This is a genomic window from Streptosporangium sp. H16, from assembly GCF_051918855.1.
In the GTDB taxonomy this organism is placed as follows: domain Bacteria; phylum Actinomycetota; class Actinomycetes; order Streptosporangiales; family Streptosporangiaceae; genus Streptosporangium.
On the sequence record NZ_JBPXMD010000014.1, the window covers coordinates 43,017 to 60,835 of the forward strand.

Here is a 17,819-nt window from a genome sequence, read left to right on the forward strand (position 1 = left end):
AAGCCGCGAGAGTCACGGCGGCGCCCGCCTCACGGGGCCACCGCGGTGATGAGCCAGATCCCGGTCGTCAACCGGTAGCCCGACGGCGGCTCGCGGAAGCGGGCCAGCAGCCGGCCCGCCCCGGCGCGTGCGGCCGCCTGTTGTGGCGGTGTGGCGTCACGGTACGCGGCTCCGGCAGGGCCGATCTCGATCAGCCATTCGGCCACGGTGCCGGGGTCGCCGGGGGCGTCCAGGGCGATGTCGTGCGGCTGGACGGTGACGGCCTCGAAACCGGCCTCGGTCAGGACGCGGATCACCCGTCCGGAGTCGGCGAACGCGAACGGGCCCGGCTCGTCGCCGGCGGGCATCGGCGCGAGCGGCCCGAGATACGGCGCGGCGCCGAGCAACACCGCGTGCATCCAGGGGCTGGTCGCGCCGTCACGGAAGACGGTGGCGGCCATGCGCCCACCCGGACGCAGCGCCCGCCGGATCGTGGAGCAGCCGGCGACGGGGTCGGCCAGCAGCATGAGGGCCGTCCGGGAGAAGACCGCGTCGAAGGGCGCCCCCGCGACGGTGCCGGCGGTCTCGATGTCGGCGGCGGCGAAGCTCAGGCCGGGATGGCGGTCACTCGGGAACCGCGCGGCCGCGGCCGCCACCATGGAGTCGTCCAGGTCCAGGCCGACCACCGCGCCGGTCGGGGCGACCGCCGCCGCGAGTTCGGCGGTGGTGCCGCCGCACCCGCAGCCGACGTCGAGGATCCGCTCTCCGGGCCGGGGGCGCAGCCAGTCGAGCGCCGCGGCACCCAGCGGCCGGCCGTACTCGTCCTGACGGTCGGCGTGGTGTATCCATCCCGGCGCGGCCTGCGCCCAGAACGTGGCGTTGCGGGCCCGCACAGCGGCGATGTCGGTCACGGGAAGGGCATCTCGGCGCCGTCGACCGTCACGGACCGGAAATTCGCGGCCTTGCCCGCGTCGAACCCGTCCATCTGGGCGGCCAGACCGGCGGCGCGCATGAGCCGCTCGGACTGGAAGCGCCGGAACGCCTCCGCGTCCTGCCAGACGTTGATGATCCGCCAGCCGCCTTCGACCGGCCCCGCGACATGGGCGAGCAGGCCCGGCGGCCGGTCCGGGCCCAGGTTGCGCTCCACCGCGAGGTATTCCTCCTCGGTCACGCCGGGCATCTCCTGCAGCACTCCGAACGGCATCGCGACCACCTCTCTATTGGATAGAGTGAGACTCTATCTAATGGAACCTTATACTAACGCGGGTGGACGGCAAGCGGAGCTACCAGTCGGAGCGACGCCGGGAGCAGGCCCGCCAGACCCGGCGGGCGATCCTGGAGGCGGCCGGCAGGCTGTTCGTCGACCCCGGCTACGCGGCCACTCCGCTGACCGCCATCGCCACCGAGGCCGGCGTGGCGGTCCAGACGATCTACGCGGCCTTCGGCAGCAAACAGCAGTTGCTGTCCGAACTCGTCGACGTCACCGTCGCCGGCGACGACGAGCCGGTCGCGCTGCCCGACCGGCCGTTCGTGGCCGAGATCCGGGCCCTGTCCGATCCTCGCGCCAAGCTCGCCCGCTACGCCCGGCACCTCGTCGTCACCCACGCCCGCCAGACCGAGGTGATGATCGCGCTGGCCGGCGCGGCCACCGCGGACGCCGACGCCGCGCGCATCTGGCACAAGAACGTCGAAGACCGCAGGCGCGGCATGACCATGCTCGCCGCCGAGCTCGTCGCCACCGGATCCGTGCGTCCCGACCACGACGTCGACAGCGTCGCCGACGTCCTGTGGCTGGCCATGGACTTTCGCAACTACGACTGGCTCGTACGCCGGTGCGGCTGGCCGGCCGAACGGTTCGAACGCTGGTACACCGACACGGTCGCCGCCGCGGTGCTGGCTTGAGCACCCCGAGGCGGGAAGGGCGGGCAGGGCGGCCCGGCGCCCCGCGCGATCCTCAAGGGGCCACGGGTGCCACCGGTCACCTGGACGGGCCGCCCTGCCCGCCGCCGGCATCCGTCCCGGCCACCTGACAAGGCACTACCGGGCGGTGTCGGGGTCTTCCTGCACGCTGACGTGGCCGCCGACGTCGTCGCTCTGGGCCGCGGCCAGCACCGTCCGCACCAGCCCGGGAAAGCGCGCCTGCAGATCCTCCCGGCGCAGGACCACGTAGCAGCGGGTCCCCTCCTGCCGGGTGCGGGTCAGCCCGGCGTCGCGCAGGACTCGCAGGTGGTGGCTGAGCGTCGACTTGGCCACGGGTGCCCGTAGCTCTCCCCAGCCGCGCTCGCGCCCGTCGGCCAGCACGCGCACCAGCCCGACCCGGATCGGGTCGCTGAGGGCGGCCATCACCTTGGTCAGCGCGATCTCGCTTGGTTCGGGGTGGTGTGCCTGCCTCATCCTGCGATGTTATACGTTGTTCGATGTTTCATAAACATCGAACAACGGGGAATTGCATGAACGAGCAGCCCACCGGCCGCCTGCGGGACCGTGCCGTGATCGTGACCGGAGCCGGGTCCGGGATCGGCCGCGCCACCGCCCTCGCCTTCGCCCGCGCCGGAGCGCACGTCCTCGGGGTGGGACGCCGCGCGGAAACCCTGCGGGACACGGCCGCCCGGCATCCCGGCATCGACGTCCTGGCCGCGGACATCCGCGCCGACCGGGCTCCTGGGGCGATCGTCGACGCGGCGATCGAGCGGTGGGGGCGCCTGGACGTCCTGGTGAACAACGCCGGAGCCACCGCGATGATGTCGCTGGCCGACACCGACGCCCAGCGCGTCGGCGACCTGTTCGCCCTCAACGTCACCGCGCCCAGCATGCTCGCCCGCGCCGCGCTGCCGCACCTTCGCGCCGGTCGCGGCACGATCGTCAACGTCTCCTCCACCTACGGGCATCGGCCGCTGCCCGGTGCGGCCCACTACGCCGCGTCCAAGGCCGCCCTGGAGCAGCTGACCCGCAGCTGGGCGCTGGAGCTGGCCGCCGACGGCATCCGGGTCAACGCGCTGGCCCCCGGTCCCACGGAGAGCGAGGCCCTGGCCGCCGCCGGGCTGTCCGAGGCGGCGGTCGAGCAGATCAAGCAGGACGAGGCCGCGAGCATCCCGCTCGGCCGCCGCGGGAGCCCCGAGGAGGTGGCCGCCTGGATCGTGCACCTGGCCGACCCCGCGGCCACCTGGATCACCGGCCAGATCCTCACCGTCGACGGCGGCCTGGAACTCACCTGAGGCGGCACGCGGTGCCGGCGTACGACTTCCGGTCCAGAGCCAGGCACAACTAAACGTGCGGAGAGGTGCGAGCGTGTTGGCCGGCCGATCGGAAACCAGGCGTCTCCACGCGGAGTGAGAAGATCGCGCCCATGAACAACGTTCATGACTTGCGCGCGCTCACCATCCGAGCCGGCACGCCGGCCGATGCGCCCACTCTCGTGGCCCTCGACCCGGTGGCGCGATCCGACGGTGATGAGCGGCGCACCCATATCCAACGCTGGTGTCGCGCGGGCTCGATCCTTCTCGCCGACACTCCGACCGGCCCAGCGGGCTACTGCGTACTGGAATACACCTTCTTCGACCAGGGCTTCGTGACGATGCTCATGGTCGCCGAGTCCGGGCGGGGTCATGGCGTCGGCGAGAAACTGCTGCGCGCCGCGATGGCCTCATGCCTGACCGACAAGCTGTTCACCTCGACCAACCTGTCCAACCAGCCCATGCAGCGGCTGCTCCAACGCGTCGGCTGGCGATCGGTGGGCATGGTCCACGGCCTGGACGACGGCGATCCTGAGGTGTTCTACCTCTGCACCCCCCGGACTCGATGATCAGGCGGTGCCGGACGTCTGTCCGTACCGGCCTCTGCGCGCGCGGCCGTCACCCTCCAGCCGTCCTCCTCATGCCGGGGCCGGCCTCGGGTGACGGCTTCCCGCCGTCGGGCGTCTGCGCGCGGAGCGCGGTCTAGTTCTTCAGCCAGTCGGTGTAGTGGGTGGGGGCGATGCGGGCGCCGTCCTTGGCGATGAGGACGTCGCCGGGGACGGCGGCGAACATGCCGCCGTCGTCGTCGGTGGTCACCGAGCGCTTGTCGTCCCTGGAGGCGAGGGTGATCCGGCCCAGTTCGTCCAGCGGGTACACGTCGGGCCCGGCCAGGTCGAGGACGCCGCCCAGGGGTGCCCCGGCCGCGACGTCGGCGACGGTGGCGGCCACGTCCGCCGCGGCGACCGGCTGGAGGGGGGTGCGAGGCAGGCGGACGGTCTCGTCGTCGGCGGTCCAGGACAGGATGTCGCCGATGAACTCCATGAACTGGGCGGCGCGCACGATGGAGTAGGGGATGGGGCCGGCCTTGAGGAGGTCCTCCTGGAGGGTCTTGGCGCGGTAGTAGTCGGTGGGGACCTGGTCAACGCCGATGATGGACAGGATGACGAAGTGCCCGGCGCCCGCACGCTCGGCCGCTGCCAGCAGGGTGTCCATCGAGGTCTGGAAGAACGCGGGGGAGGCCTCGTCGAAGGTCGGGGAGTTGGTCAGGTTGACGACCACGTCGGCGCCGGTCAGCGCCGCGTCCACGCCCTGGCCGGTGAGCACGTCGACCCCGGTGGACAGCGAGTGCGGCACCGCCTCGTGCCCGGCCTCGTTCAGGATCTTCACGACCTTCGACCCGATCAGCCCGGTTCCGCCGATGACTGCGAACTTCATGGCACGTCCTGCCCTTCCTCGGTGATCCATGCCCGCTAACTCGGACATCTGTTATCCGAGATGCTACACGGATATTTTTTGTCCGAGTCAAGGGGGGGCGGATAGGGTGAGGAGGTGAAGATGTCCGGTGGGGTCGAGTGGGCCCTGCACTGCTGTGTCGTGCTGACCTCGGTGGAGGAACCGGCGCCGGCCGCGCGGCTGGCGCAACTGCACGACGTCTCGCCCAGTTACCTCGCCAAGCAGCTCCAGGCCCTCTCGCGCGCCGGACTCGTCCGCTCGGTCCAGGGCAAGGCGGGCGGCTACGTCCTCACCCGCCCTCCCGAGCTGATCACCGTGCTCGACGTCGTCGAGGCCGTCGACGGGCCCGGCCCGGCCTTCGTCTGCACCGAGATCCGCCTGCGCGGCCCGCTGGCCGCCTCGCCGGAGTCGTGCACCGCCCCCTGCGCCATCAAGCGCGCGATGGCCGGTGCCGAGAACGCCTGGCGGGACGCCCTGCGATCCATCACGGTGGCCGACCTGGCCCGCGACGTCACCTCCGACTACGGTCCCGGCGCGCTGGCCGGGATCAGCGCGTGGCTGGGCGCGGCCGAGGCGTAGCCCCTGACGCCCCTGACGCCCCTGACCCCTGGTCCCAGGGGGGCGCGCCAGGCTGTTCGAGGGCGGCGGGCCAGGGAACGCCGGCGGCGATACCGGGGAAGGCGCCGCCCGCCCTCCTTCGCGGTTCCGGCCCCGTCGTTCGGCGTGGATACGGACGTCCGGTCGCAGAAAAGCCCCGACAATCCCGCAAGTGAGACCGTACTCGAGGGCGCTTGCACCATAAAGACTGGACATGCCAGGACAAATGCTGTTGGAATGGGGTTTTTCGCGAATAAATGATTCACCCTGCGTAAGGGGCAGTCGAACACTTCCCGATGGTGGCGCATGGACACTGCTCTGTCGTTTCGAGTTCTCGGTCCACTTGAAGTCCTGGTAGGTGAGCAAAGGGTCTCGATCGGCGGGTCACGCCAGCGCATCATTCTCGCCACCCTCATCCTGCGTGCGGGCCGGGTCGTCCCCGTCGACCTGCTCGCCACGGCGATATGGGGCGAGCGTCCACCTCCCACCGCCCGCAGCCAGGTGGTCATCTGCGTCTCCGGGCTCCGCCGCGCCTTCCTGGAGGCGGGGGCGCCGGCGAACCTGCTCGGCACCTCCTCTCCCGGGTACGTCCTGCAGGCCGACCCGTCGCAGGTCGACGTCCTGCTCGCCGAGCGCCTCGCCTCCCAGGCGCGGTCCGCGGAGAGCGCGGGCGACCTCGCCGGCGCCGCCCGGATGTTCGCCGAGGCGTGCGGCCTGTGGCGCGGCCCGGTCCTGGCGGGCATCGAGAGCGCGTTCGTCGAGTCCGAGGCGCGCAGGCTGGACGACCGCCAGCTGACGCTCACCGAGGAGCGCGTCCAGCTGGAGCTGGCCCTGGGCCGGCACCGGGAACTCATCGACGACCTCTCCGTCTTCGTCGACGCCAACCCGCTGCGCGAGCGGCTGCGCGCCCAGCTGATGCTGGCCAGATACCGGTGCGGGCGCCGGGCCGAGGCGCTCGACACGTACCGGATCGGGCGGATGCAGCTGGTCGAGGAGCTCGGCATCGAACCGGGAACCGAGCTGCAGGAACTGCACGACGCGATCCTCCGCGACGACCCGGACCTGACCCCGGCGCCCGCGCCGCCGCCCGCCAGGAAGTCGGCGCCCGCCCCCGAGGCCGTCGCGGAATCCGGGCTCGCGCCCGCCGAGCCCGCGGCGGCGGTGGCTCACGCCGAGCACGGGGTGGTGCCCGCGCAGCTGCCCGCGGACGTGCCGCACTTCGTCGGCAGGGCCACCGAGATCGCCGAGCTGGACGCCCTGCTGGACAAGCGGCTCGGGCAGGGGCTGCTCACCATCGCCCTCATCACCGGGGTGGGCGGGGTCGGCAAGTCGGGGCTCGCCGTGCACTGGGCGCACCGGGTCGCCTCCCGCTTCCCCGACGGCCAGCTCTTCGTGAACCTGCGCGGCTACGACCTCAACGCCCAGCCGCTGACGCCCGGCGCGGTCATGGACCGCTTCCTGCGGGCCTTCGGCATCGGCGGTGAGCGCATCCCCGAGGACCTGGACGAGCGCGCGGGCCTGCTGCGCACCGTCATCGGCAAGCGCCAGGTGCTGCTGGTGCTGGACAACGCCCGCGCCATCGACCAGGTCAGGCCGCTGCTGCCCGGCTCGGGCACCTGCTGCGTGATCGTGACCAGCCGGGACCCGCTGGGAGACCTGGCCCCCAGGGAGGGGGCCAGCGTGATCCATCTGGAGGTGCTGGGCTCGGCCGACTCCGCCGCGCTGCTCTCCGGGGTCGCCGACTCCGTGGTGATGGACGAGGATCCCAAGGCCGCCACCCTGCTCGGCGAGCTGTGCGACGGCCTGCCGCTGGCGCTGCGGATCGTGGGCGCGCGCCTCACCGCCCGCTCGTACTGGACCCCGGCCCGCCTGGCCAAGCGCCTCGCCGACGAGCGCCGCCGCCTGGACGAGCTGAGCTACGGCCAGCTGACCGTACGGGCCAGTTTCGCCCTCAGCTACCGCGACCTGAGCCCCCGGGCGGCGCTGATGTTCCGCAGGCTGGGGCTGCTGGAGGCACCCGACTTCGCCTCCTGGGCGGGGGCGGCGCTGCTCGGCGTCGACGACCTCGACGCCGAGGACCTGATCGACCAGCTGGTGGACGCCCAGCTCGTCGAGGTGCTGGGCCGCGACGGCGCCGACCAGATCCGCTACCGCTTCCACGACCTGGTCAGGTTGTACGCCAGGGAGTGCGCCCACGCCGAGGAGCCGGCCGAGGACCGCCTCGCCGCGACCACCCGCGCGCTGAGCTGCTGGCTCGCGCTGGCCGAGGAGGCACACCAGCGGGAGTACGGCGGCGCCTTCACCCAGCTGCACGGCTCGGTGCCCCGCTGGCGGCCGGCCGACGCCGACGAGCTCCTGGAACGGCCCCTCGACTGGCTGGACGCCGAGCGCGGCGCCATCGTCGCCGCGATCTCCCAGGCCGCGCACCTCGGCGCGTCCGAACTGTGCTGGGACCTCGCCGTCACCGCCACCACCCTCTTCGAGGTCCGCAGCTACTTCGACGACTGGCGCACCACCCACGAGACGGCCCTCGAGGCCGCCCGCAAGGCCGGTGACCCGCGCGGCGAGGCGGCCGTCCTGTGCTCGCTGGGAAGCATGCACCTCTTCCAGCAGGTCCCGGAGCGGGCGGGCGAGTGCCTGAGCGCGGCGCGCGAGCTGTTCGAACGGCTTGAGGACCCCTACGGGATGGCGCTGGCGCTGCGCAACATCTCGCTGCTCGACCGGCTCGCGGGCCGCTTCGACACGGCGCTCGACGGGTTCCTCACCGCGAAGAGGATCTTCGCCGAGGTCGGTGACCACTTCGCCGAGGCCCACGTGCTCGGCGGCATCGCCCAGGTCCACGTGGACCTGGGGAGGCTGGAGCTCGCCGAGCCCCTGCTGCGGCAGGCGCTGGAGGTGTTCCGCCGGCTGGGCAGCGAGCGGGGGCAGGCGCAGATCCTCAACAGGCTGGGGGAGGCGCTGCTGCGCCAGGACCGGCCCGCGGAGGCCGAGGAGATCGTGCGGGCCGCGCTCGCCCTGGTCAGGAAGCGGCAGGACGGTATCGGGCAGGCGTACATCCTGTGCGGGCTGGGGGAGATACAGATCCGCCAGAACCTGCTGGCCACCGCGGTGGAGAGCCTGGACGAGGCGCTCGTCATCGCCCAGGGGGTGCGGGAGAGGTTCGTGGAGGCGCGGATCCACCTGGCCTTCGGCCAGGTGCACGCCCGGTGCGGCCGGTTCGACGAGGCGGTGGCCCACCTGCGGGAGACACTGGAGATATCCACCGAGCTGGACACCCGGTTGTGGCGGTTCAGGGCCCTGTCCGCGCTGGGCGAGGTGTTTATCCTCAAGGGGGACGAGCCCGCGGCCTTCGACGCGCTGAATCGTGCTCTGGATTATTGCGCCGGCACCGGATCCGAGGATTATCGGCGAATCACGGAGCGGTTGGCGACTTTATCCGTAATGCCCTTGGAATCGTCAGGTCCATGTGCTGTCGCCGGTGGTGTGGGCGATTGACGCCGCCGCGGAGACCGTGCCCTGAACGACGGCCAGGGGGAGTGCGAAGAGCGCGGCAGTGGCGGTGACTTTCGCGACCCAGGTAATCCACCGAGACATTTTCGACCTCATTCATCCGTGTTGTTTTCTTTCCTTCTTCCGTTCTGCGACAAACGTAGAATGGGGCACGATCGAGTCGGTATCGCATCGGCTACCGGTCGATATCCGGGGCCGCGTCGCGCATCAGCACCGCCGTGAGCAGCACGTCCGCCCCCCACGCCAGGTGCTCCGGCGCGGTGTACTCCGCGGGCGCGTGGCTCACGCCGCCCCTGCTCGGCACGAATATCATCCCGACGGGCGCGATCCGCGCCACGATCTGCGCGTCGTGGCCGGCCCCGCTGGGCAGGCGGTGGTACGGCAGGCCCTGCCCGGCCGCGGAGCGGGCGACGATCTCGCGCAGACCGGCGTCGCAGTCGACCGGCGCGGTGCGCGCCCCGGGCACGACCGTGACGCGGGTGCCGGTCGCGCCCGCGACCTCGGCGGCGACCTCGGCCAGCCGCGCCAGCGCCGCGTCCAGGGCCCCGGCCGAGGTGTCGCGGAACTCCACCCCCAGCCGGACCCTGCCGGGGATGACGTTCCACATGCCGGGCTCGACGGCGCACGTCCCGGTGGTGGCGCGCAGCACCAGCCGCTCGGCGGCGGCGATGGCCCGCACGGCCAGCACCAGCCGGGCGGCGCCGTCCAGCGCGTCCGCCCGGTGTTCCATGGGCGTGGTGCCCGCGTGCCCGGCCGTGCCCTCGACGGTGACCGAGACGTTCACCCGCCCGGTGATCGTCTCGACCACCCCGATGGGCACGCCCAGGCGCTCCAGCACGTCTCCCTGCTCGATGTGGAGTTCCAGGTAGGCGGCGACGTTACGGGGCGACCAGGCCGCCTCGGCGAGCCGGCCCGCGTCGCCCCCGACCGCCGCCAGCAGGTCGGCGACCGGGACGCCGCGGTCGTCGAGGGCCAGCGCCGCCTCGGGCGGCAGCACCCCGGCGAACCCGTGCGAGCCCAGCATCCCCATCGTGCCGTGGGCGCCCTCCTCGTCGCAGAAGGCCACCACCGCGAGCGGGTGGTTCAGCCGCACGCCCTCCTCGTACAGGGTCCTGGCCACCTCGATGCCGGCCAGCACCCCGTAGGCCCCGTCGTAGGCGCCGCCGTCGGGCACCGTGTCGATGTGCGAGCCCAGGACCAGCGCGGCCGCCCCCGGCACGGAGCCGGGGCGGCGGCCGATCAGGTTGCCGGCCGCGTCGACCTCCACGGTCAGCGCCGCCTCCTCCATGAGCCGCGCGACGTACGCGCGCCCCTCCACGTCCTGGGGCGTGAACGCCAGCCGCGTCACCCCGCCGCCGGGGACCGCGCCGACCGCGCCCAGCCGGGCCACGTGCTCCACCAGGCGCCCGGCGTTGACACGGGGCCGGGTCCCCTGCAGGACGGTCATGGCGTGCGCAGCGATCGGGGACGCATGTCGGTCCACACCCGCTCGATGTGCGCCAGGCAGTCGTCACGGCCGCCGACGGTCCCGGTGGCGGTCCACCCGGCGGGCAGGGCCCGGCCGTGCGGCCACAGGGAGTACTGCTCCTCGTCGTTGACCACCACTGCGTACGTGCTCACGTCAGACCTCCAGGTCGCGGATGATGTGGCCGAGCAGTTCCGCCCGGCGCTCGTGCAGGAAGAAGTGGCCGCCGCCCAGCACCCGGAGCCGGAGTTCCCCGGCGGCGTGCGGGCCCCACAGCAGGGCCTCGCCGGGCGAGACGACCTCGTCCCCGTCGCCGGTGTAGACGACCAGCGGGCACTCCAGCGGCGCCTCGGCGGCGGGCAGGTAGGTCTCGGTCACCCTCAGGTCGGCCCGCACCCGCGGCAGGACCACCGCCAGCAGCCGCGGGTCGTCCAGCGGCAGGCCGCCGCTGCCGCCCAGGCGGCGCATCCAGGCCACCAGCTCGCCGTCGGGGGCGTTGTGGACGGCGGGGGCGCGCGGGCCGTCCGGCGCGCCGGCCGCCGCGGCCAGCAGCGTCAGCGGCGCGGGAGCGCCCCTCCGCCGCAGCTCCCTGGCCAGCTCGAACGCCACCCAGGCGCCCATGCTGTAGCCGAACAGCGCGTACGGCCGTCCCAGGTGCGGGGCCAGGGCACAGGCCAGCTCGGTGACCAGGCCGGCCATCACCGTGTGCGGGGCCTCGCGGAACCGGCGCTCACGCCCCGGCAGGTGCACCGGCACCACCTCCACCCTGTCCGGCAGCAGGTCGGCCCACTGCTGGTATTCCACGGAGCCGCCGCCCGCGTACGGCAGGCAGAACATCCGGACCGCGGCCCGCGGCCGGGGGGCGGGGAAGCTCACCGCCCGCGCCGCGCGGTCGAGCACGCGCGTCGTCGTCATGCCGTCACCTCGAGGGGAAGGCCGGGGCCGGTCACCAGGGCGGTGATCGACCGTTCCATCTCGGCGGCCATCGCGGCGACCGTCGCCGGGCGGAACAGCGCCGTGTCGTACTCCAGCACCGCCCGCGCCGCGCCGCCCAGGTCGGTGACCTCCAGGGCGAGGTCGAACTGCGAGGTGCCCAGCGGCGTGACCAGCCGCTCGGCCGTCACCCCGGGCAGCCCGTCGTCGGCCGACTCCAGCAGGCGCTCGTCGTGCAGGGTGAACAGCACGTCGAACGGGGTCGCGCGGCCCATGCCCAGCTCCGCGGCCAGCCGCGACAGCGGCAGCTCCTGGTGCTCGTAGGCGCCGAGCAGGCTCTGCCGCACCCGGCCGACGACCTCGGTGAAGGTGCGCGCCCCGCCCAGGTGCGTGCGGACGGCCACCGTGTTGACGAAGTGCCCGACCAGGTCGGCGACCTCGGCCCTGGACCGGCCGGAGACCACCGAACCGACCACCACGTCCCGGGTGCCGGCGCGGCGGGCCAGCCAGACCTTGAACGCGGCCAGGTAGACCATGTGCGGTGTGGTGTCGGTGGCGCGGCACAGCTCCCGGACGTCGACCGGAAGGTCGAACGCGTGCTGGGCGCCCTGGAACAGCGGCCGCCTCGGGCGCGGCAGGTCGGTGGGGAGCGCGGTGCCCTTCGAGCCCGCCAGCCGTTCCCGCCAGTAGTCCACCAGGCCGGCCAGCCGGTCGCCGGTGAGCGACTCGCGTTCCCAGACGGCGAAGTCGACGTACTGCACGCCGGGCGGCGCCGGTTCCGCAGTGCCGCCGGCACCCTCGACCCGCAGGCGGTAGAAGGCGCACAGCTCCCGCCAGAAGACCGCCGTCGACCAGCCGTCGAAGACGATGTGGTGCACCAGGACGAGCAGCACGTGCTCGGTGGGGGAGACCCGGTACAGGACGGGCCGCAGCAGCGGGCCCATGGCCAGGTCGAACGGCCTGCGGTACTCCTCCAGGACGAGCCCGGCGGCGTCGGCCGTCTCCACCACCGGCAGCGGCACCGGCGCCGGGTCGGCCACCCGCTGCACCGGCCCCCGCCGGGTCATGGTGAACGTGGTCCGCAGCGACTCGTGCCGGGCGGTCACCCGCCCGATCGCCCACTCCAGCGCCTCGACGTCCAGCGGGCCGCGCAGCCGGAACGCGTGCGGCGCGTTGTAGGCGGGACTTCCGGGGGCCAGCTGGTTGAGCACCCACAGGCTCTCCTGCGCGTGGGAGAGCGGGTAGGTGGCGCCGGGTGTCCTGGGCACCGGGCGCGGCCCGGTCCCGGTGGGCCCGGCCAGCCAGCCCGCCAGCCCGGCGGGCGTCAGGTGGTGGAAGACGTCGGAGATGGACACCTCCACGCCCAGCCGGTCCTGGATCCGCATCGCCACCTGGACCGCGGCCAGGGAGTGGCCGCCCAGGTCGAAGAAGTCGTCGCCCGGGGCGATCTCCCCGGCGTCCAGGCCCAGCACCTCGCTCCAGATGCCGGTGACGGCCTCCAGCAGCTCGGCCGGTGCCCGTGCGGCCGTGGAGACCGGGACGCCGTCGCGTGTCACGACGCCGGGACGCGGCTCCCACGGCACGGCGCCGACCGGACGGCCGGGGTCCCGGGCCACGGAGTCCAGCACCCGTAGGTAGCCCTCGGCGAGCCAGGCGATCGTGGCCTCGTCGAACAGGCCGGTGGCGTAGCGCAGCAGGCCGGAGATCTCGCCGTCGGCGGAGACCAGCTCCAGCTCGACGTCGAAGCGGACGGTCGCCTGGTCGAGGGGGTAGGTCGACAGGGCCAGCTCGCCCAGCCGCAGCAGCATGCCCCGCTCGCCCGCCGAGGAGGCGCCCAGCGGCGACACCGCCTCGGGCGACTCGGCGCGGACGATCTCCCCCCGCTGCGAGGCGCGCAGCGTGAACGCCACGTCGAACAGCGGGGAACGGCTCGGGTCGCGGTGCGCGCCCAGCCGCTCCACCAGCAGCGGGAACGGGTAGTCCTGGTGGTCCAGGGCGCCGAGCACCGCCTTTCTGGTGCGGCCGAGCACCTCGGAGAAGCCCGGGTCCCCCGACAGGTCGGCGCGCAGCACGACCGGGTTGACGAAGTAGCCGGCCACGTCGGAGAACTCCGGGCGGCTGCGCCCTGAGGTCCAGGTGCCGAGCAGGAAGTCGTCCTGGCCGGCCGCCCTGCCCAGCAGCACCTGGAAGGCCGCCAGCAGCGTCGTGTACAGCGTGGAGCCGCTCCTCGCGGCCAGCTCCGCGACCGCCGCCGACCGCTCCGCGCCCAGCCGGAAGGCGTACGAGGAGCCTTGGAAGCCCTGGTCGGCGGGGCGGGGCCGGTCGGCGGGCAGCGCCAGCACCGGCGGCGGGTCGGCCAGCAGCCCGGTCCAGTACGCCTCCATCCGGGCGCCGTCGGGACCGGCCAGCATCGCCGCCTGCCACGCCACGAAGTCGGCGTAGGTCGCGGCGGGCGGCGCGCCGGACGGCTCGGCCCCGTCGCGCAGCGCCGTGTACGCCCGCCCCAGCTCCTCCAGCAGCTGGAACAGCGACCAGCCGTCGATCGCGATGTGGTGGGTGACCCAGAGCAGCACGGGCGCCGCCGCCGGGCGCCGCACCAGCACCACCCGCAGCACCGGCCCGCGCTCCAGGTCGAACGGGCGGGCGGCCTCGGCGCCCAGCAGGGCCGCGAGGTCCTGGCCGGGCGCTAGGGCTGCGATGCGGAAGTCCAGGCCGCCCTCCGGGGCGACCCGCTGCACCGGGGTCCCCTTGACGTGCCCGTACGTCGTGCGGAAGATCGGGTGCCGCGCCACCAGCCACTCGAACGCGCCGCGCAGCGCGCCCGGGTCGGCGTCGTCGTGCACCGTCCACGCGAACGGCATGTTGTAGGCGACGCTCGCCTCCCTGCGCACGCGGTCCATGAACCACAGGGACTGCTGGCCGTACGAGAGCGGGAAGGGTGTGGCGCCCGACTTCATCAGCCTGGCGAGCAGGGCGCGCTTGTCCGCGGGGGACAGCGGCGCTCGGGTCTCCATCGGAGTCCTCCAGTAGGGGGTCAGGCCGCCGGGACGGCCAGCTGCTCGACGAGGGCGAGGGCCGCCTCGGGAGAGTCGACGGAGTGGAACACCGGCTGCGCCGACGAACCGGCCGGGGCGACCAGCTCGTAGCGCCGCAGCGTCTCGACCAGGCTGACGAAGCCGTCCCAGAAGCCGCCGGTGTTCACCAGGACCAGCGGCTTGGCCGACGTGCCCAGGTAGGTGGCGGAGATCACCTCGAGGATCTCGTCCAGCGTCCCGTAGCCTCCGGGCAGCGCGACGAAGGCGTCGGAGCCGCGCAGCATGTGCTCCTTGCGCCGGTGCAGGGTGTCGGTCAGCTGCGTCTCCTGGACCGGCGCGGCGATCGCCCGCTCCCGCTCGTACAGGAAGCGCGGGATGATCCCCCGGATGGCCGCGCCGCTCTCCGAGGCCGCCCACGCCACCTCGCCCATCAGGCCGGAGCCGCCGCCCCCGTAGACCAGGTGGTGGCCGCGCTCGCCGATGAGCCTGCCGGTGGTCCTGGCCACATCGACGATGGCCTGGGAGTTGCTCCGTCCCGCGCCGCAGAAGACGCAGATGTCCAGCGGCCTGCCGCTCCCGCCGCCCGGCGCTGTGCCGGGCCCGCTGTCCAGTGGCCTGCCGGAGCCGCCGCCCGGTGGCTCGCCGGCCCCGCGCACGCCCGCGCCGGGTTCGAGGATTGTCGAGGTCATGGCTTGCTCCTTAGGAGGACCGGTAGCGCGTGATCGCCGGCAGGTGCCGCTCGCGGAGCTCCTGGTCGCGCACGCCGAGACCCTCGGCGGGGGCGAGACAGAGAACGCCGATCTTGCCCTGGTGCACGTTGCGCCGGACGTCGTGCACGGCCTCGGCGCTCTGCTCCAGGGGGTAGGTGCGTGACAGGGTCGGGTGGACGCGCCCCTGGGCGACCAGCCGGTTGGCCTGCCAGGCCTCGTGGTAGTTGGCGAAGTGCGTGCCGACGACGCGCTTGAGGCTCATCCACAGGTACCGGTTGTCGAAGGAGTGCATGAACCCGGTGGTGGAGGCGCAGGTCACGATCGTCCCGCCGCGGCGGCAGACGTAGACGCTCGCGCCGAAGGTCTCCCTGCCGGGGTGCTCGAACACGATGTCCGGGTCGTCGCCGCCGGTCAGCTCGCGGATGTGCCCGCCGAAGCGCCGCCACTCGGCGACGTCGGGGGTGTGCTCGTCGCGCCAGAAGGAGTACTTCTCGGCGGACCTGTCGATGATCAGGGAGGCGCCCGCCCTCCTGGCCAGCTCCGCCTTCTCGGGGGAGGAGACCACGCAGACCGGGGTGGCGCCGCCGTTCAGCGCGTACTGCGTGGCGTAGGAGCCGAGCCCGCCGGACGCGCCCCAGATCAGGACGGTGTCACCCTGCTTCATGGCCGCGCCGTTGCGCGAGACCAGCTGCCGGTAGGCGGTGGAGTTGACCAGCCCCGAGCAGGCCGCCTCCTCCCAGGTCAGGTGGGCGGGCATGGGCATCAGCTGGTTCGCCTTGACCAGCGCGAGCTCCGCCAGGCCGCCGAAGTTGGTCTCGAAGCCCCAGATCCGCTGCTGCGGGTCGAGCATCGTGTCGTCGTGCCCCTCGGGGTCCTCCAGCTCCACCGACAGGCAGTGCGCGACGACCCGGTCGCCCGGCCTCCACTTGGTGACGCCGGGCCCCACCCGCAGCACCACGCCGGAGACGTCGGAGCCGAGCACGTGGTACGGCAGGTCGTGGCGGCGGGCCAGCTCGCTGCGGCGGCCGTAGCGGCGCAGGAACCCGAAGGTGGCCACCGGCTCGAAGATCGCCGACCAGACGGTGTTGTAGTTGACCGAGCTGGCCATCACCGCGAGCAGCGCCTCGCCGGGCCCGACCTCGGGGGTGGCGACCTCCTCCACGTGCAGTGACTTGCGCGGGTCCTTGTCCTCGCCGCGCATCCCGGCGAACATGTCGACCTCGTCGGCGTGCACGGTGACGCCCCAGTAGGACTCCGGCACGGCCAGCGCCGCGAAGTGGCCGGGGTCGCTCTCGCCGGACAGGACGGCGTCTCTGATCGCGTCGGTCATCGCGTTGCCTCCAGGGCGAGTCGGTCGAGCTTGCCGTTGGGGTTCAGGGGCAGGACGGGAACGGTGTGGAACCGGGCCGGGATCATGTGCGCGGGCAGCCGCTCCCCGCACAGGGCGCGCAGCTCGCGGGGGGAGACCGGCTCGCCGACCAGGTAGGCGGCGATCAGCGGCTCGCCGCCCGGCGGGGTCCGCACGACCACGGCCGCGTCACTCACGCCGGGGGTGTTCCGCAGCACGGACTCGATCTCGCCCAGCTCGACGCGGAACCCGCGGATCTTGACCTGGGAGTCGATGCGGCCCAGATACTCGAACGACCCCGACTCCAGCTGCCGCACCAGGTCGCCGGTGCGGTACCAGCGCCGCTCCCCGTCGCCCAGGTCGGCCAGCGGGAACCGCTCGGCGTTGAGCTCCGGGCGCCCGACGTAGCCCGCGGCCAGGGCGGTGCCGCCCACCCACAGCTCTCCCTCGGCGCCGGTCGGCACCGTGCGGCCGTCCGCGCCGACGACGGCGGTGCGGACGTGGCGCAGCGCCCGGCCGATGTTCGTGGGCCCGGAGGTGTCCTCCACCGTCGCGCGGTCCACGACCGTGCAGGTGGAGAAGACGGTCGTCTCGGTGGGGCCGTAGATGTTGACGATCTCCTCGCGCCCGCCGGTGAGGTCCATCCAGGCGCGGATGGTGTCGCGGTCGATGGCCTCGCCGCCGAAGATCAGGTAGCGCAGCGCGAGCGGGCGGGGGCTCTGCTCCATCGCCCAGGCCAGGTACTTGAACATGCTGGGCACCTGGCAGAGCACGGTCACCCGTTCGGCGTCCAGCGTCTCCAGCAGCAGCCGGGGGTCGCGTCCGGCCGAGACGGGGATGGCCACCACGCGCCCGCCGTGCAGCAGCGCCCCCCACATCTCCCAGACGGAGAAGTCGAAGCAGTGGCTGTGGAACCAGCTCCACACGTCGTCCCCGCTGAAGGAGAACCGCTCGCGGGCGGAGCGGAACAGCTCCAGCACCGCCCCCTCGGGGGTGGCGACGCCCTTGGGCGTCCCGGTGGAGCCGGAGGTGTAGATGATGTGGGTGGGGATCTCCGGGGAGCGCCGGACGGGCGGCAGGACGTCCCCGCCCGAGAGCGCGCCGGTCACCTCGATCCTCGGCACCCCGGCGAAGGGCCACGGCCCGTCCGGGTCGGCGCAGATCGCGCGCAGCCCGCTGTCGCCGGCCATGAACCGTACCCGCTCGGCGGGGTAGTCGGGGTCGAGGGGGACGTACGTGCAGCCGTGGCCGATCACCGCCACGACGGCGGCGACGACCCGCCAGGAGCGCCGCATGAAGACGCCGACCCGGTCGCCGGGGACCAGCCCCAGCTCGTCGAGCGAGCTGCGGATCCCGCAGGCGGCGTCCGCCAGCTCGGCGTAGCTCACGGATCGGTGTTCGTCGGTGACGGCGAGCGCGTCGGGCCGCCGCAGCACGTGCTCGTAGAAGGCCGAGGCCAGGGAGCCGAATTCTTCGTCCACAGGTCAGGACGATCTCCAATGGCACGACATATGGGTATTCGTCGGCGGGCTAGGCTTCCCCCGGCGACCCGGCCTG

At 73.2% G+C, this 17,819-nt stretch carries 16 protein-coding genes; 5 read left to right on the plus strand and 11 right to left on the minus strand.

Annotation, left to right across the window (positions count from 1 at the left end; all coding sequences use genetic code 11):
* Positions 1–29 precede the first annotated feature (29 nt).
* Entirely contained in the window at positions 30–890 is an 861-nt protein-coding gene (locus ACTOQ2_RS23385) for a class I SAM-dependent methyltransferase (RefSeq protein WP_440102160.1), read from the minus strand.
* The gene (locus ACTOQ2_RS23390) at positions 887–1,183 is read right to left on the minus strand and encodes a hypothetical protein (RefSeq protein WP_440102162.1); all 297 of its coding nucleotides are present in this window, start codon (positions 1,181–1,183) and stop codon (positions 887–889) included. Before ACTOQ2_RS23390 ends, ACTOQ2_RS23385 begins: the two co-directional genes overlap by 4 nt.
* 62 nt (positions 1,184–1,245) lie before the next feature.
* On the opposite strand from ACTOQ2_RS23390, the gene ACTOQ2_RS23395 reads away from it, so the two are divergent.
* Complete coding sequence (locus tag ACTOQ2_RS23395) at positions 1,246–1,881, plus strand: TetR/AcrR family transcriptional regulator (RefSeq protein WP_440102163.1); 636 nt, start codon at positions 1,246–1,248, stop codon at positions 1,879–1,881.
* A gap of 135 nt (positions 1,882–2,016) precedes the next feature.
* On the opposite strand, the gene ACTOQ2_RS23400 is transcribed toward ACTOQ2_RS23395, so the two are convergent.
* Positions 2,017–2,373 (minus strand): ArsR/SmtB family transcription factor, encoded by a 357-nt coding sequence (locus ACTOQ2_RS23400; RefSeq protein WP_440070289.1) that lies wholly within the window; start codon positions 2,371–2,373, stop codon positions 2,017–2,019.
* Positions 2,374–2,429: 56 nt separating this feature from the next.
* Between ACTOQ2_RS23400 and ACTOQ2_RS23405 the strand changes: the two genes are divergently transcribed.
* Both ACTOQ2_RS23405 and ACTOQ2_RS23410 read left to right on the plus strand, forming a co-directional pair.
* Positions 2,430–3,194, plus strand: a complete 765-nt coding sequence (locus ACTOQ2_RS23405; protein ID WP_440102164.1) for an SDR family NAD(P)-dependent oxidoreductase — start codon at positions 2,430–2,432, stop codon at positions 3,192–3,194.
* A gap of 131 nt (positions 3,195–3,325) precedes the next feature.
* Positions 3,326–3,781: an N-acetyltransferase family protein gene (locus tag ACTOQ2_RS23410; RefSeq protein WP_440102166.1), complete on the plus strand. Its 456-nt coding sequence runs from the start codon at positions 3,326–3,328 to the stop codon at positions 3,779–3,781.
* A gap of 133 nt (positions 3,782–3,914) precedes the next feature.
* Here the strand turns inward: ACTOQ2_RS23410 and ACTOQ2_RS23415 are convergent, their stop codons facing one another.
* The gene (locus ACTOQ2_RS23415; protein ID WP_440102167.1) at positions 3,915–4,646 is read right to left on the minus strand and encodes an SDR family oxidoreductase; all 732 of its coding nucleotides are present in this window, start codon (positions 4,644–4,646) and stop codon (positions 3,915–3,917) included.
* Between the two features lie 120 nt (positions 4,647–4,766).
* Between ACTOQ2_RS23415 and ACTOQ2_RS23420 the strand changes: the two genes are divergently transcribed.
* Positions 4,767–5,243: an Rrf2 family transcriptional regulator gene (locus ACTOQ2_RS23420; protein ID WP_440070293.1), complete on the plus strand. Its 477-nt coding sequence runs from the start codon at positions 4,767–4,769 to the stop codon at positions 5,241–5,243.
* 324 nt (positions 5,244–5,567) lie between these two features.
* Positions 5,568–8,756 (plus strand): AfsR/SARP family transcriptional regulator, encoded by a 3,189-nt coding sequence (locus ACTOQ2_RS23425; RefSeq protein ID WP_440102169.1) that lies wholly within the window; start codon positions 5,568–5,570, stop codon positions 8,754–8,756.
* A gap of 190 nt (positions 8,757–8,946) precedes the next feature.
* Here ACTOQ2_RS23425 and ACTOQ2_RS23430 read toward each other — a convergent pair whose 3' ends face one another.
* Genes ACTOQ2_RS23430 through ACTOQ2_RS23460 form a run of 7 tightly spaced genes read right to left on the minus strand, consistent with a single transcriptional unit; the run spans position 8,947 to position 17,743 of the window.
* Positions 8,947–10,218 carry a Zn-dependent hydrolase gene (locus tag ACTOQ2_RS23430; RefSeq protein ID WP_440102170.1) on the minus strand — a complete coding sequence of 424 codons (1,272 nt, stop codon included), beginning with the start codon at positions 10,216–10,218 and terminating at the stop codon, positions 8,947–8,949.
* On the minus strand, positions 10,215–10,391 hold the full coding sequence (locus ACTOQ2_RS23435) for an MbtH family protein (RefSeq protein ID WP_440070296.1): 177 nt from the start codon (positions 10,389–10,391) through the stop codon (positions 10,215–10,217). Before ACTOQ2_RS23435 ends, ACTOQ2_RS23430 begins: the two co-directional genes overlap by 4 nt.
* Before the next feature lies 1 nt (position 10,392).
* Positions 10,393–11,151 carry a thioesterase II family protein gene (locus ACTOQ2_RS23440; RefSeq protein WP_440102171.1) on the minus strand — a complete coding sequence of 253 codons (759 nt, stop codon included), beginning with the start codon at positions 11,149–11,151 and terminating at the stop codon, positions 10,393–10,395.
* Positions 11,148–14,183, minus strand: coding sequence for a condensation domain-containing protein (locus tag ACTOQ2_RS23445; protein WP_440102172.1), 3,036 nt, complete (start codon positions 14,181–14,183; stop codon positions 11,148–11,150). The genes ACTOQ2_RS23440 and ACTOQ2_RS23445 overlap by 4 nt, the downstream gene beginning before the upstream one ends.
* A 20-nt stretch (positions 14,184–14,203) precedes the next feature.
* Positions 14,204–14,893 carry a TIGR00730 family Rossman fold protein gene (locus tag ACTOQ2_RS23450; RefSeq protein WP_440102173.1) on the minus strand — a complete coding sequence of 230 codons (690 nt, stop codon included), beginning with the start codon at positions 14,891–14,893 and terminating at the stop codon, positions 14,204–14,206.
* Positions 14,894–14,903: 10 nt separating this feature from the next.
* Complete coding sequence (gene ccrA / locus ACTOQ2_RS23455) at positions 14,904–16,244, minus strand: crotonyl-CoA carboxylase/reductase (protein WP_440070300.1); 1,341 nt, start codon at positions 16,242–16,244, stop codon at positions 14,904–14,906.
* Entirely contained in the window at positions 16,241–17,743 is a 1,503-nt protein-coding gene (locus ACTOQ2_RS23460; protein WP_440102174.1) for an amino acid adenylation domain-containing protein, read from the minus strand. The genes ccrA and ACTOQ2_RS23460 overlap by 4 nt, the downstream gene beginning before the upstream one ends.
* Positions 17,744–17,819: the final 76 nt, after the last annotated feature.